This window comes from Hydrogenophaga borbori, from assembly GCF_003417535.1.
GTDB classification, from domain to species: domain Bacteria; phylum Pseudomonadota; class Gammaproteobacteria; order Burkholderiales; family Burkholderiaceae_C; genus Hydrogenophaga; species Hydrogenophaga borbori.
In genome coordinates this window covers 55,348-68,864 of sequence record NZ_QVLS01000003.1, presented here as the reverse complement: position 1 = coordinate 68,864, position 13,517 = coordinate 55,348, and the positions used below count along the sequence as shown (strand labels likewise).

General features: G+C 71.1%; 12 protein-coding genes. 6 read left to right on the top strand and 6 right to left on the bottom strand.

From position 1 onward, the window contains the following. Positions 1–86: 86 nt before the first annotated feature. The 4 genes from DY262_RS06085 to DY262_RS06070 are packed head-to-tail and all read left to right on the top strand — an operon-like array spanning position 87 to position 4,636. A complete protein-coding gene (locus tag DY262_RS06085; protein ID WP_116958076.1) occupies positions 87–1,061 on the top strand; it encodes a Bug family tripartite tricarboxylate transporter substrate binding protein in 975 nt (324 codons plus the stop codon). Between the two features lie 10 nt (positions 1,062–1,071). Next, complete coding sequence (locus DY262_RS06080; protein WP_116958075.1) at positions 1,072–3,141, top strand: metallophosphoesterase; 2,070 nt, start codon at positions 1,072–1,074, stop codon at positions 3,139–3,141. 44 nt (positions 3,142–3,185) lie between these two features. Next, positions 3,186–4,130 carry a LysR family transcriptional regulator gene (locus DY262_RS06075; protein ID WP_116958074.1) on the top strand — a complete coding sequence of 315 codons (945 nt, stop codon included), beginning with the start codon at positions 3,186–3,188 and terminating at the stop codon, positions 4,128–4,130. A gap of 2 nt (positions 4,131–4,132) precedes the next feature. Next, positions 4,133–4,636, top strand: coding sequence for a TlpA disulfide reductase family protein (locus tag DY262_RS06070; protein WP_116958073.1), 504 nt, complete (start codon positions 4,133–4,135; stop codon positions 4,634–4,636). Here the strand turns inward: DY262_RS06070 and phnE are convergent, their stop codons facing one another. From phnE to DY262_RS06045, 5 genes are all read right to left on the bottom strand, one after another. Next, positions 4,637–5,455: a phosphonate ABC transporter, permease protein PhnE gene (gene phnE / locus DY262_RS06065; RefSeq protein ID WP_425459287.1), complete on the bottom strand. Its 819-nt coding sequence runs from the start codon at positions 5,453–5,455 to the stop codon at positions 4,637–4,639. Between the two features lie 2 nt (positions 5,456–5,457). Continuing rightward, entirely contained in the window at positions 5,458–6,414 is a 957-nt protein-coding gene (gene phnD / locus DY262_RS06060) for a phosphonate ABC transporter substrate-binding protein (protein ID WP_116958072.1), read from the bottom strand. Positions 6,415–6,462: 48 nt separating this feature from the next. Next, on the bottom strand, positions 6,463–7,296 hold the full coding sequence (phnC, locus tag DY262_RS06055; protein ID WP_116958071.1) for a phosphonate ABC transporter ATP-binding protein: 834 nt from the start codon (positions 7,294–7,296) through the stop codon (positions 6,463–6,465). A gap of 146 nt (positions 7,297–7,442) precedes the next feature. Further along, positions 7,443–8,735 (bottom strand): aspartate aminotransferase family protein, encoded by a 1,293-nt coding sequence (locus DY262_RS06050; RefSeq protein WP_116958070.1) that lies wholly within the window; start codon positions 8,733–8,735, stop codon positions 7,443–7,445. After that, positions 8,732–10,729 carry an acetoacetate--CoA ligase gene (locus tag DY262_RS06045; RefSeq protein ID WP_116958069.1) on the bottom strand — a complete coding sequence of 666 codons (1,998 nt, stop codon included), beginning with the start codon at positions 10,727–10,729 and terminating at the stop codon, positions 8,732–8,734. Before DY262_RS06045 ends, DY262_RS06050 begins: the two co-directional genes overlap by 4 nt. Positions 10,730–10,804: 75 nt before the next feature. On the opposite strand from DY262_RS06045, the gene DY262_RS06040 reads away from it, so the two are divergent. Continuing rightward, positions 10,805–11,500: a Crp/Fnr family transcriptional regulator gene (locus DY262_RS06040; protein ID WP_116958508.1), complete on the top strand. Its 696-nt coding sequence runs from the start codon at positions 10,805–10,807 to the stop codon at positions 11,498–11,500. Between the two features lie 22 nt (positions 11,501–11,522). On the opposite strand, the gene DY262_RS06035 is transcribed toward DY262_RS06040, so the two are convergent. Then, on the bottom strand, positions 11,523–12,440 hold the full coding sequence (locus tag DY262_RS06035; RefSeq protein ID WP_116958068.1) for a LysR family transcriptional regulator: 918 nt from the start codon (positions 12,438–12,440) through the stop codon (positions 11,523–11,525). A gap of 98 nt (positions 12,441–12,538) precedes the next feature. On the opposite strand from DY262_RS06035, the gene DY262_RS06030 reads away from it, so the two are divergent. Further along, complete coding sequence (locus DY262_RS06030) at positions 12,539–13,510, top strand: Bug family tripartite tricarboxylate transporter substrate binding protein (RefSeq protein ID WP_116958067.1); 972 nt, start codon at positions 12,539–12,541, stop codon at positions 13,508–13,510. Positions 13,511–13,517 lie beyond the last annotated feature (7 nt).

Sequence of the window (13,517 nt, the reverse complement as noted above, 5' to 3'; positions counted from 1 at the left end):
TTCTGCTTATCCGCGCATTAGAAATTTGCGCTTCAGTCGCGCGGCCTCGTTGCCCACAATGGGCCGGACATCAACGAGACCGCCCCATGCAAAGACGACAACTGATCCACGCCATCGGCGCCGCTGCCCTCATGGGCGGGCGGCCCTCCTGGGCCCAGGAGGCCTATCCCGCGCGCGCCATCCAGGTGCTGGTGGGCTTTCCCGGCGGGGGCGCCATGGACGTCGCCACGCGCGTCGTCACCAACGCCCTGGCCGACGAGGGCCTCAAGCCACTGGCCATCATCAACAAGCCCGGCGCCTCCGCCACCATCGCCACCGGCCAGGTGGCGCGCGCGTCCGCCGACGGCTACACGGTGCTGCTGTCCACCTCGGCCAACCTCGGCATCGCGCCCTACCTGTACGCCCGGCTGCCTTACGACGCCGACAAGGAACTGGTGCCGGTGGCGCAGTTCGGCGTGGCGCAAAGCGTCATCTACGGCTCGCCCGCCCTGGGCACACGCGACCTGAACGCGCTGATGCGCCGCATCGCGGCCACGCCGGGCCGCTTGAACTACGCCTCGCCCGGCAGCGGCACCACCGCGCACCTGGCCTTCGAGAGCCTCAAGGCCCAGCGCAAGCTCTTCATCGTTCACGTGCCTTTCCGGGGCAGCCCGGCGGCCATCACGTCGGTGCTCAGCGGCGAGCTGGACATCGGCATCGATGCCATCGGCCCCACGCTGAGCCACATCAAGGCGGGCAAGATCGTGCCGCTGGCGCAGACCGGCTCGAAGCGTTCCGCCTCCCTGCCCGATGTGCCGACGCTGGACGAGCTCGGCGTGCGCGGCATCCCCAGCGGCACCAACCTGGGCTTCATGATGCCCAGCGGCACGCCGGCGGCGGTGCTGTCGCAATGGAGCGCCGCGATGAAGCGCGTGCTGGCCACGCCCGCCGTGGCCGGGCAGCTCGGCGCGGTGGGCGTGGACGTGGCCTACCGCGACGCGCGCGACTACGCCGCCACCATGGCCAGCGAACAGAAGCTGTGGCAGGCCGCCGTCAAGTACTCGGGCGCGGCCGCCAGTTGAGAAGGTCCGCATGTCCGAACGCCTCTTCCGTTTCGCGGTCATCGCCGACAGCCACGTCAACCCCTCCGACGAAGACCTGATCTCGCCCTACGAGTCCCACCGGCTCACCAACGCACGCCTCGCGCACACCGTCGAGGTGCTCAATGCCCTGGCGCCGGACTTCACGGTGCACGTGGGTGACATGATCCACCCCGTGCCCGAGGCCGTGTCCTACCCCGACGCGGTGGCGCGCTTCAAGGCGGCGGTGGGCCGCCTCAAGGCGCCCCTGCACCTGGTGCCCGGCAACCACGACGTGGGCGACAAGCGCGCGGACTACGTGCCCGCCGGCGAGATCTGCGAGCCCTACGTCGATCTGTACCAGCGCCACTTCGGCGAACACCACTACGCCTTCGACCGGGACGACTGCCACTTCGTGGTGATCAACACCTCGCTCATCAACTCGGGCCTGGCCGCCGAGGCGCGGCAGGCCCGCTGGCTGGAGCAGGACCTGCAGGCCAACGCCAGCCGGCGCACGCTGCTCTTCGTGCACTACCCGCCCTTCATCGCCAGTGCCGACGAGCACGGCCACTACGACAACATCGACGAGCCCGGCCGCTCCTGGCTGCTGTCGCTGGTGGCGCGGCACCGGCTCGCGGCCGTGTTCACCGGCCACGTGCACAACTTCTTCTTCAACGAGCACGCGGGCACGCCGATCTTCTCCCTGCCGTCCACGGCCTTCGTGCGCGGCGACTACTCGGAGCTGTTTGCCGTGGGACAGCCCAGCGAGCACGAGAACGGCCGCAACGACGTGTCCAAGCTCGGTGTGCTGGTGGTCGACGTGTACCCGGACCGGCTGGTGCCGCAGTTCATCCGCACCCAGGACCGGCCCGAGGGCGCCGCGCCCCAGGTGCAGCGCGACTGGCCGCAACTGCCGCCCGCCGCTGGCGCGCGCGAACCCGGCCTGGGCCTGGACCTGCGCTACCACTGGGGCGAGCTGCACCAGATCCCCTACAGCAGCATGCTCGACGAGTTCCGCCGCAAACAGGCGCGCAACGACTACCCCATCCTCGCGCTCTGGGAGATGGGCATTCGCGCGCTGCGCGTGCCTCTGGACGACCTGAGCGACCCGGCCTCGCGCGCGCGCATGCGGGCCCTGGCCGCTCTGGGCAGCCGCTTCACGGTCTTCCTGTTCGGCTGGCCCACGGACGGGCAGATCGAGCTGCTGCGCCAACACCAGGGCCTGCTGCGGGCGCTGGAGCTCATCGTGAAATGGCCGCTGGCGCCGGACCTCGGTGGGCGGCTCGGCGCGCTGCGCGCGCGGGTCGGTGTGCCGCTGCACCTGTCGCGCTTCTGGAGCGCCTCGGGCCAGTCGCGCGACGGCAAGCAGATCAAGCTGCTGGTGGACCACGGCTTCGCCGGCCCGGCCGACCCGGCCGCGAAGGAGCTGCTCGAGCACACGCGGGGCCAGGGCTTCGACGGCCTGGTGTTCCGCGTCGCGGCCGACACCGACGTCGACGAAGGCATCACCGGTGCCGCCGCCTTCGCGGCGCGCCACGGCCTGCGCGCGCAGGTGCACGTTCGGCTGGCCTCCGACAGCCCGGCCCAGGCGCGGACCGATGCGCAGGCCAATGGCGTGCGCGCGCTCGGCGCGGCCTTCACCAGCCGCGGCTGTCCGCAGGCAGACGTGTTCCTCGACACGCTCAGCGACGTCGACCGCGGCTACTTCCCGCGCGCCGGCCTGGTGGACCGCCGCTTCAACCCCAAGCGCGAAGGCCAGGCGCTGCGCAACCTGCATGGCGCGCTGAGCGAGCTGCCCGCGATGGACGCGCCGCGCTGGGTGCGCGACCCGCAGTTCCTGGTCGGCGCCGCGCGGATGGACCGGTCGCAGCTGCTGCTGGTGCTGCCCCTGGGTGGCGCCGCGCTCATGCAGCTGCCCGACTGGCTGGACACGCAGGACCTTCGGGTGCGGCGCTGGCTGGACCTGGCGAGCGGCGAGGAGCGGGCCTGGCCTGCGTCGGACCCGGATACCGCGAAGGTGCTCGACGGCCCCTGCCTGATCGAGCTGGCGACCTGCCGCGTGGAAGAGCGCGCCTTGGCCTGAGGCGGCGCGCCCGCCGCGGGCGGGCGCGGCCACCATAATCGGCCATGCCCACCCTTCGCCAGCTCAAGGCCCTGGCCCTCATCGGCCAGACCGGCAGCTTCACGCGCGCGGCCGAGAAGCTCTTCATCACGCAGTCGGCCGTGAGTTCGCTCATCCGCGAACTGGAGGAAGAGGTCGGCATGCCCCTGGTGCAGCGCGGGCGGGTCATCAGCCTGACCGAGGCCGGCGAGCAGCTGCAGCGCGCCGGCCAGCGCGCGGACCTGGAGATCGATCGCGCGCTGAAAGACCTGCGCCAGGGCGGCGCGGCGCAGCGCGTCGTGCTGCGCGTGGCGGCCGGCTCGCTCTCCTCGGCGGCGCTGCTGCCGCCGGCCATCGCCCGCCTGCAGGCCAGCGACCCGCAGCTGAAGATCGCGCTCTTCGACCGCCCCGTGGGCATGCTGGGCGACATGCTCCTGCAGGGCGAGGCCGACGTCGCCGTCGGCTCCATCGATTCGCCGCTGCGTCTGTCGGGCGAGCTGCGCTCCACGCTGCTGTTCGAGGACCGCATCGCCGTGGTGTGCGCGCGCGGCGGCGCGCTGGACGAGCAGGCCGAACGGGCCGGCGGGCTGGGCTGGAGCGACCTGCACCACACCGACCTGGTGCTGGTGGGCCGCACCGGTGGCCAATGGAACCTGCTGCTGCAGGACCAGCTCGCCGCGCACGAAGGCCTGGCCATCGGCCACGAGGTGCAACTGCTCTCCACCGCCCTGGAGCTGGTGCGCGCCCGGCTCGGCGTGGCCGTGCTGCCGCTGTACGCCACGCGCCATCTGCCCGAGCGGGACTTCTGCGTGGCCCCGCTGCTCAGGACCAGCGCGGGCTGGAGCACCTACTTCGTGACCCGCCACGGACCACCGGACACGGCCAAGGCGGCCTCCATCGAACGCCTGCGGGAGGCGCTGCGCGCGCAGGCGCCCGCCAGGCCACAGCGCGCGCCACGCGGCAAGGAGTGACCATGGACAGACGAACCCTTCTCCAGGCGCTGGGCGCCGCCTCGCTGGCCAGCGCGCCCTTGGCGCGGGCGGCCGACGAGGTACCGCCGCCCCAGGTCGGCACTGCGCTGACGCTGCCCGACGCCCCGCTCTTCGATGGCAGCACCTTCAAGGCCTCGGCGGCGCAAGGGCAGGTGGTGCTCGTCTACTGGTGGGCCAGCTGGTGCCCCTTCTGTGGCGCCACCAATCCCTTCATCCAGAAGCTGTGGGACGCGCAGCGCCCGCGCGGCCTCTTGATGCTGGGCCTGGCGGTCGACAAGCGCATCGAGGACGCGCGCCAGTACATGGCGCGGCGGGGCTATACCTTCCCCACCGCGCACCACACACCCGCCATCGAGCGCGTGATGCCCCGCCCGGGCAAGGCCATACCCGTCACCTGCGTGCGCGGCCGGGACGGGCGGGTGGTGATGTCGGAGGTCGGGCAGCTGTTCGAGGAAGACGTGCAGCAGATCGCCCGTTTCCTCTAGCTAGATGAAGCGCTGGCGCAGGCGCGCCGAGGCCAGGTCGATGAGGGATACCGTCACCACCAGGATCAGCAGCACCGCGCCGGTCTGCGCGTACTGGAAGCTGCGGATCACCTCGTACAGCACCACGCCGATGCCGCCGGCGCCGACCATGCCGACCACCGAGGCCGAGCGCACGTTCGATTCGAAGCGGTAGAGCGTGAAGCTCATCCACAGCGGCAGCACCTGGGGGACCACGCCGTGCACGACCTCCACCAGCTTGTGCGCGCCGGTGGCGCGGATGCCTTCCACCGGGCGCGGGTCGATGGCCTCCACCGCCTCCGAGAACAGCTTGGCCAGCGTGCCCGTGGTGTGCACCGCCAGCGCCAGCACGCCGGCGAAGGGACCCAGGCCCACGGCGACGATGAACAGCATGGCGAACACCATCTCGTTGATCGCGCGGCAGGCGTCCATCAGGCGGCGCATGGGCTGGTGCACCCAGGCCGGCGCGATGTTCGAGGCGCAGAGCAGACCGGCCGGCACCGCGGCCAGCACCGCCAGCACGGTGCCCCAGACGGCGATGTGCAGCGTGACCAGCATCTCGCGGGCGTAGATGCGCCAGTCGTGGAAGTCCGGCGGGAAGAACTCGCGCGCGTAGGTGGCGATGTTGCCGGCGTTGTCGACCAGGGCGAAGGGCTGTATCTCGGCGCCCCGCCACGACCAGCCGAGCAGCACCGCCACCGCCGCCCAGGTGGCCCAGGTGCCCGGGCCGGGCCGCTCGGCGGCGGCCCGCTCGCGCAGCTGCGCCAGCGAAGCGGCGCTGGCCTTGATGGGGTGCGCCACGCTCACGGCTGCAGCTGCGCGAGCTTGGCGTCGATCTCGGCCAGGGCCTTGGCCTTGGCGCCGGCGTCCAGCGCGGCGTCGTTCGCGACCTTGTTGCGGTCCTTGTACAGCTCCAGCTGGCGGGTGGGGATCAGCTGCGCGTTGGTCGAGGCGCGGAAGCCGCCGTAGTTGTAGATGTTCTTGAGGATCGCCTTCTCCTGCGCGTCGGACTTGGCGTAGTTGACGACGAAGTTCGCCAGCTTGGCCTTGACGGCCGGGTCGAGGTCCTTGCGCCAGACGAACGGGTCGCTGGCGATCAGCGGGCTTTCCCAGATCACGCGCAGCTGCGCGAGCAGCTCGGGCTTGTTGGCGCGCAGCTTCTCGATCTCTTCGGTGTTGTTGGTGGCCACGTCCACCTGTTTGGCCAGCACGGCCTGGATGTTGGCGCCGTGGCTGGCGTTGCGGATGGTCTTGAAGCGGGTGCGGTAGTCCACCTTGTTCTGGGCGAACACATAGAAGGTGGGCACCAGGAAGCCCGAGGTGGAGTTCGGGTCGCCGATGCCGAAGTTGATGGACTTCGAGTGCTTGAAGACGTCGTCGAGCGACTGGTAGGGGCTGTCCTTGTGCGTGATGAGCAGCGCCTTGTAGCCGAAGCTGCCGTCAGCGAACATGACCTGCGCGAACACCTCGCCGTTGGCGCGGTCCACCGCTTCCATGGCCGACTTGTTGCCGAACCAGGCCACCTGCACCTTGTTGAAGCGCATGGCCTCGATGACGCCGGCGTAGTCGGGCGCGTAGAAGGATTTGACCGTCAGGCCGGTCTTCTTCTCCATGTCGCGGAAGAAGGGCTCCCAGCGCTCGCGCTGGGTGGAGGCGGTGTCGGTGGCGATGATGCCGAAGTTGATCTCCTGCGCGTGCAGCGTGGCGCTGCTGGCGATCAGGGTGGCGGCGAGGGCGAAGAGGGCTTTGTGTTTGAACATGGTGGTGGCTTTGGCGAAGGGAAACGGAAGGGCCGCGCGAGAACCGGTTCAGGCGGCCAACGCGAGCGGCGGCGCTTCGGCGGCAGGGGCCGCGAAGTCGTGGTCGTCGTGCAGCAGCTCCTCGGCCGCGGTGCCGTACAGCTGCTGCAGGAAGCTGGGGGTGAGCGCGGCGCTGGGACCGTCGTAGACCAGTTCGCCGTCGCGCAGCGCCAGCACGCGGTGGCAGTAGCGGCGGGCCAGGCTGACCTGGTGCAGGCTGACGATCAGCGTGAGCCCGGCGTCGCGGTTGAGGGCGGCGAGCTGGTCCATCACACGCCGGGTGGATTGCGGGTCCAGCGAGGCCACCGGTTCGTCGGCCAGCACCAGTTCGGCGCCCTGCACCAGCACGCGGGCGATGGCGGCGCGCTGCTGCTGGCCGCCGGACAGCGTGGACGCGCGCTGAAAGGCCTGGGGCGCCAGGCCGATGGTGTCCAGCGCGTCGAGCGCGAGTGCCCGCTGCGCCAGCGTGTAGCGGCCGAGCAGGCCGCGCCACAGCGGCGTGTCGGCGGCCAGGCCGGTCAGCACGTTGCTCATCACGCCCAGGCGGCCCACCAGGTTGAACTGCTGGAAGATGACGCCGATGCGCCGGCGCAGGGCGCGGATGCGCGGGCTGTGGCGGCCGCCCTCCTGCAGCGCCTGGCCGAAGACCTCGATGCGGCCGGCGCCGGGGTCGGTGGTCTCCAGGCCGCTCAGGCAGCGGATCAGCGTGGACTTGCCGGAGCCCGAGGCGCCGAGCAGGGCCACGCGCTCACCGCGTCGGACGTCGAAGGACACGCCGCGCAGGGCCACGCGGGTGCCGTAGGTGCGGCGCAGGTCTTGCGCCCGAAGGACGGGATGGGTCATGGCGCGAGTTTTTCGAGCCCGCGTGACCGTTCCGTGACGCGCAGGGCCTCAGGGGGCCATCCACGCCATTCAAATTTCTCCAGCCAGGTATTGAAGAAAGCTATGCATCACGCGCGACGGGGTCCGGGCCCCGTCGCGGCGCGCGTTCAGCGCGGCAGCACCGGCCCGTAGCGCTGAAGGAAGGCCTCGACCGCCGCGTGAAAGCGCTCCAGGTCCGCGTCGGTGAGCGGCAGCGACAGCACGGTGAAGCCGCGCCGCGCCAGGTAGAAGCCCTGTTCGAGCATGTGGAAGAAGAACAGGTCCTTGACGAAGCGCTCGCTGGCGGGGACGTCGTCCACGCTGCGGATCGCGGCGCCCGTGCCGTGCAGGTTCATGAGCGAGCCCAGGCCCGTGAACTGCAGCGCCAGGCCGTGCGCCCGGCAGCTGGCGTTGAGGCGCTCGCGCAGCGCGTCGCCGCGCGCGTTGAGGGTCAGGGCCGCCTCGGGCGTGTAGACGCGGCTCAGGCCCGCGATGCCGGCCGACATGCTCAGCACGTTGTTGTTGAAGGTGCCCGCGTGGCCCAGGTGGCCCGGCGCGCGCGGGTCGAACATCGCCATCACGTCCGCGCGGCCGCCGAAGGCACCGAAGGACATGCCGCCGCCGATGTACTTGCCCAGGGTGGTCAGGTCGGGCCGGATGCCCAGCTGGGCCTGGCGGCCCCCGGGCGCCAGGCGCGAGGTCATGACCTCGTCGAAGACGAGCAATGCGCCGGCTTCGCTGGCCAGGCGGCGCAGTTCGCGCAGGAAGCCGGGCTCGCCGACGATGCAGCCGCCCGCACCCTGCAGGGGCTCGACCACGATGGCGGCGAGATCGGCCGCGTGCTCCTTCACCAGGGCGGCGGCGCCGGCGCTGTCGTTGTAGGTGCCGATCACGAAGGGGAAGGGCACGTTCACCGGCGAAGGCCCACCCGCGAAGGTGAGCACGCCGCCGTGGTAAGCGCCCTTGAACACCATCACCTGGCGCCGGCCGGTGAAGTGCCGGGCGGCGGTGATGGCCAGCAGGTTGGCCTCGGTGCCCGAGTTGGTGAAACGCAGGCGCTCCAGCGAAGGGAAGCGCTGCGTGACCAGGCGCGCGAGTTCGGCTTCGAGCAGGTTGTGGCCGGTGAGGTTGATGCCGCCGTCCAGCGCGGCGTCGATGGCGGCGCGGATCACGGGATGGCTGTGGCCGTACAGGCCGGCGGTGAACTCGCCGAGGAAGTCGGTGTATTCGTGGCCGTCGGCGTCCCACAGGCGCGCCCCCTCGCCGCGCGCGATGGCCAGGGGGAAGGGGTCGTAGAACAGCACCGAACGGGTATTGCCGCCGGGCATGACCTCGGTGGCGGCCTGGTGGCGGGCCAGGCTCTCGGGGTGGCGCGCCGCGTAGGCCTCGCGCAGCCGGTGCAGTTCGGTGTCCAGGTTCATCGGGCGTGCTCCAGTCGGTCGGCGTAGGCCACGAAGAAGTCGAGGCTGGCCGGGTTCTGCATCGCGTCGGGGCTGGCCACCTTGTCGGCCGCGGCGCCCAGCAGCAGCTTGCGCACCGGCACCTCCATCTTCTTGCCGCTCAGGGTGCGCGGAATGTCGGCCACCTGGACCACCTCGTTCGGCACGTGGCGCGACGAGGCCTTGCGGCGGATCTGGTCGGTGATGCGCTGGCGCAGCGCTTCGTCCAGCGTGAGGCCGGGCTGCAGCACCACGAACAGGGGCATGAAGGACGGGCGGCCCAGGTACTCCAGGTCGACCACCAGGCTGTCGCGCACCTCGGGCAGTTCCTCCACCACGCGGTAGATCTCGGCCGTGCCCATGCGGATGCCGAAGCGGTTGATGGTGCTGTCCGAGCGCCCGTAGATGACCGAGGTGTGGCGCGGCGTGAAGCGAATCCAGTCGCCGTGCCGCCAGACGCCGGGGAAGGTCTCGAAGTAGCTTTCGCGGTAGCGGCGGTCGCCCTCGTCGTTCCAGAAGCGCACCGGCATCGAGGGCATGGGCTGGGTGATCACCAGCTCGCCCACCTCGTCCACCACGGGCTGGCCGGCCTCGTTGAAGGCGTAGGCCGCCACGCCCAGTTCGGCGCACTGGATCTCGCCCGCGTGCACCGGCAGCGTGGGCGCGCAGGCCACGAAGCCCGAGGCGATGTCGGTGCCGCCGCTGATCGAGGCCAGCCACAGGTCGGGCTTGATCGCCTCGTAGGCCCAGTGGTACGCGTCCACCGGCAGCGGCGAACCGGTGACGTTGATGGCGCGCAGTTGCTTGAGCGGGCCGATGTCGCGCGGGCGCAGGCCGTCCTTCTTGGCGGCGATCAGGTAGGCCGCGCCGCAGCCGAGCAGGGACACCTGGCGCTCGTCGATGAAGCGCCACAGCGCGCCCGGGTCCGGCCAATTGGGGTTGCCGTCGTAGAGCACGATGCTCGCGCCGGTGAACAGGGCGCCGAGCTGGAGGTTCCAGACGATCCAGCCGGTGCTGCCCAGGAACAGCAGGCGGTCGCCGGGCCGCAGGTCGTGCTGCAGCGCGCAGGTCTTCAGGTGCGTGAGCACGATGCCACCGTGGCTGTGCACCATGGCCTTGGGCAGGCCCGTGGTGCCCGAGGAGTAGACGATCCACAGCGGGTGGTCGAAGGGCAGGCGCTCGTAGCGCGGCGGCGCCGGCGTGGCGATGCAGTCGGCCCAGGCCAGGCGGTCGCGCCAGGCCGGCGCGCCGCGCTGCGCCTGCAGCGGGCCGGACACTTGCACGACGTGGCGCACGCTGGGCAGGGCGGCGAGCAGTTCGTCCACCTGCGGCGCGCGGTCGTGCCGTTTGCCGTTGTAGCTGTAGCTGTCGGTGGCGAAGAGCAGTGTCGGTTCGATCTGGCGCAGGCGGTCCAGCACCACGGTGGGGCCCATGTCCGGGGCGCAGCTGGACCAGATGGCGCCGATGCTCGCGCAGGCCAGGAAAGCCACCACGGTCTCGGCGCGGTTGGGCATGTAGCTGGCCACGCGGTCGCCGGGGCCGATGCCCAGTTCGCGCAGGCGCGCGGCCAGCGCCGCGGTGTCGCGCTCCAGTTCGGCCCAGGACACCTCGCTCCAGGGCGCGTCCTCGCTGCGCGCGAGCAGGGCGGGGCGCTCGGCGCTGGCCTGGCGGAAGATGTTCTCGGCGTAGTTCAGGCGGGTGTTCGGGAACCAGGTCGCGCCGGGCATCTCGCGCTGGCCGAGCACCGGCGCGAGCGGGCCTTCGCCCACCACGTCGAAGTAGCGCCAGATGGAGGCCCAGAAGTCCTCGATGTGATCGACCGACCAGCGCCAGAGCCCGTGGTAATCGGTGGTGCGCACGCCCTCGTGCTCGGCCAGCCAGGCCTGGTAGTGCGCCAGCCGGCTGGAGGCGACCTGCTCGGCCGAAGGGGTCCACAGGAGTTGGCCGTAGCCGTCGGGGTGGGGGTCTGCTTGCATGGGGCCATTCCGGGCAGCCGCGGGTATCCTCACAGTTCACCCGATGACAGTTCAGCCAAGGGTTTTCCCTTGAACTTGCGCCGACCCAAAGCCCCCCCACCCACGCTCGACGGCCTGCTGGCCCAGTCGCCGTGGTTTCGCGCGCTGCCGCAGGCCGTGCAGGCCAGGGTGCGTGGGGACCTGATCGAGGTGGTGGTGCCCCTGGGCGAGTCGCTCGGTCGCCGCGGCGACCTGCCCGGCCACTGGTATGGCGTGATCGACGGGCTGTTCAAATGGTCGGTGTCGAGCGCCGATGGCCGCAGCGTCTCGCTGGGCGGGCAGCTCGGCGGCAGCTGGTTCGGCGAAGGCACGCTGATCCGACAGAAGCCCCGCAACGCGGACGTGGTGGCCCTGCGCGACAGCCGCGTCGCGCTGATGCCGCTGGACACCTTCCTGGCGCTGCGCGACACGCAGCCCGCGTTCAACGAGTTCCTGCTGCGCCAGATCAACGAACGCCTGCACTGGTTCATGGGCAAGCACGCCGACCACAGCCTGCTCGACGCCGACGCCCAGGTGGCGCGCGCCCTGTGCGGCCTGCTGCACCCGCTGCACAACCCCAGCGAATCGCCGCAGCTGCGCCTGTCGCAGGAAGAGTTGGCCAGCATGGCCTCGCTGTCGCGGCCGCGCTGCAACCAGGCGCTGAGCCGGATGCGCGCGCAGGGCTGGATCCGCACCGGCTACGGTGGCATCACCCTGCTGAACGTGGACGCGCTGCTCGACATGGGCAGCTGAGTGGCCGGCGCCCGGCCCGGGCTCAGGCCGGATCGAAGCCTTCCACGCCCGCCATCACCTCGCACAGCACGTCAATGAAGGCGTTGATGCGGGCCGGCCGGAAGCGGCCGGCGACGGACACGGCCTCGATGGCGATGGGCTCGAGCTCCCACTTGGGCAGGATGCGCTTGACCCGGCCGCTGGCGATGTCCGGGCCGCACAGCCAGCGCGCGCTCGCCGCGATGCCCAGCCCTTCGAGCATGGCGCGGTAGCTGGCCAGCAGGCCGTCGGTGGTGAAGGGGGTGCGGATCGGCACGGTGCGGCGCTCGGTCTGGTCCTGCGTGTGCATGGGCAGGCGGTCCATCACGTAGGGGATCAGTCCAACGAAGGGCAGGGACGACAGGTCTTCCGGCGCGCGGACGCGGTGCCGCGCCGCGAATGCCGTCGAGGCCACGAGCACGCGCCGCATGCGGCCGATGGGCCGCACGTGCAGCGACTGGTCGGCGCTGCTGCCGACGCGGATCCAGCAGTCGCAGGCCTGGCCCACGATGTCCACCGGCCGGTCGGTGAGCCGCAGCTCCACCTCCACCTGCGGGTAGCGTTCGCGGAACAGGCGGACGGCGTCCATCAGGAAGGCGTGCCCGTAGGCGTGTGGTCCGATCAGCGACAGCTTGCCCTTGGGCAGACCGGCGCTGACCTTCAGCGCGTCTTCCCACTCGTTCCAGGCGTCGGCCCAGGCCACGGCGCGGCGCTGCAGCTCCTCGCCCTCGGCCGTGAGGTCGAAACGGTGCGTGGAGCGCGTGGCCAGGCGCGCGTTGAGCAACTGCTCCAGGTCGCGCAGGCGCCGGCTCACGGTGGGCTGCGTGGTGCCCAGCGCGCGCGCGGCGGCCGACAGGCTGCGCCGCTCGGCCACGGCCAGGAAGGTGGTGATGAGCTGCAGGCGATCGAGTTTGGCCGTCATACGTGTGGCGTATCAAGCTTATCGGGGTCGGCATACTACTCGGCCGCGGGCCTTTGCCAAATACTGCGCGGACCCTTTTCCATCCCACAGGTCCGCCCATGAAACTGTCCCGGTTCCTTCTTTGCTCCGCCCTGACGGCGCTGGCCGCGCTGCCCGCGATCGGCCACGCGCAGACCGCCAAGGCGCCCCTGCGCCTGGTCGTCGGCTACACGGCCGGTGGCTCGTCCGATGCGCTCGCGCGCATGGTCGCGGAGAAGCTCAAGGACGAGCTCGGCACGGCCATCATCGTGGACAACCGCCCCGGCGCGGGCGGGCAGATCGCGGCCGAGTACGTGCGCGCGTCGGCGCCCGATGGCAACACCATCCTGGTCGCCAACAGCCACATGATGGTGATGCTGCCGCTCACCACCAAGGGGGCGAAGTACAAGCCCGCCGAGGACTTCGCGCCCGTGGTGCGGCTCACCAGCTTCTTCGAGGCGCTGTCGGTGCCCAGCGGCGTGCCCGCGACCTCGATCGCCCAGTGGCTGGACCTGGCGCGCAAGAACCCGCAGGCCGGCAACTTCGGCGTGCCCGCGGCCGGCAGCGTGTCGCACTTCCTCGGCTACCGGCTGGGCCAGGACAACAAGGTCGATCTGCAGGCCATTCCCTACAAGGGCGCCGCGCCGCTGGTGCAGGACCTGCTGGGTGGCCAGATCCAGGCCGGCATCCTGCCCATCCTCGACGTCGCGCCGCACCACCAGGCCGGCAAGCTGCGTGTGCTGGCGGTGAACGGCGCCAAGCGCGCGCAGCTGCTGCCCACCGTGCCCACGCTGAAGGAACTCGGCATCGCCGGCTTCGACACGCTGGAGTGGACCGCGCTGCTGGCGCCGGCCGGCACGCCGGCGGCGCTGGTGGAGCGGCTCAACGCCGCGACGCGCAAGGTGCTCGCCACGCCCGACATCCAGGAACGCCTGCTCAAGCTGGGCATGGAAGCCAACCCCAGCAGCCCCGCCGAACTCGGCCAGCTGCTGGCCAGCGACCTCGCGCAATGGGCGCCGGTGGTCAAGGCCTCCGGTTTCACCGCGGACTGACGACGAG

Coding starts and splice junctions, on each gene's coding strand:
- DY262_RS06045 (WP_116958069.1), bottom strand. CDS start 10,729: ATGCAAGCAGACCCCCACCCCGACGGCTACGGCCAACTCCTGTGGACC.
- DY262_RS06080 (WP_116958075.1), top strand. CDS start 1,072: ATGTCCGAACGCCTCTTCCGTTTCGCGGTCATCGCCGACAGCCACGTC.
- DY262_RS06030 (WP_116958067.1), top strand. CDS start 12,539: ATGAAACTGTCCCGGTTCCTTCTTTGCTCCGCCCTGACGGCGCTGGCC.
- phnC (WP_116958071.1), bottom strand. CDS start 7,296: ATGACCCATCCCGTCCTTCGGGCGCAAGACCTGCGCCGCACCTACGGC.
- DY262_RS06035 (WP_116958068.1), bottom strand. CDS start 12,440: ATGACGGCCAAACTCGATCGCCTGCAGCTCATCACCACCTTCCTGGCC.
- DY262_RS06070 (WP_116958073.1), top strand. CDS start 4,133: ATGGACAGACGAACCCTTCTCCAGGCGCTGGGCGCCGCCTCGCTGGCC.
- DY262_RS06075 (WP_116958074.1), top strand. CDS start 3,186: ATGCCCACCCTTCGCCAGCTCAAGGCCCTGGCCCTCATCGGCCAGACC.
- phnD (WP_116958072.1), bottom strand. CDS start 6,414: ATGTTCAAACACAAAGCCCTCTTCGCCCTCGCCGCCACCCTGATCGCC.
- DY262_RS06050 (WP_116958070.1), bottom strand. CDS start 8,735: ATGAACCTGGACACCGAACTGCACCGGCTGCGCGAGGCCTACGCGGCG.
- DY262_RS06085 (WP_116958076.1), top strand. CDS start 87: ATGCAAAGACGACAACTGATCCACGCCATCGGCGCCGCTGCCCTCATG.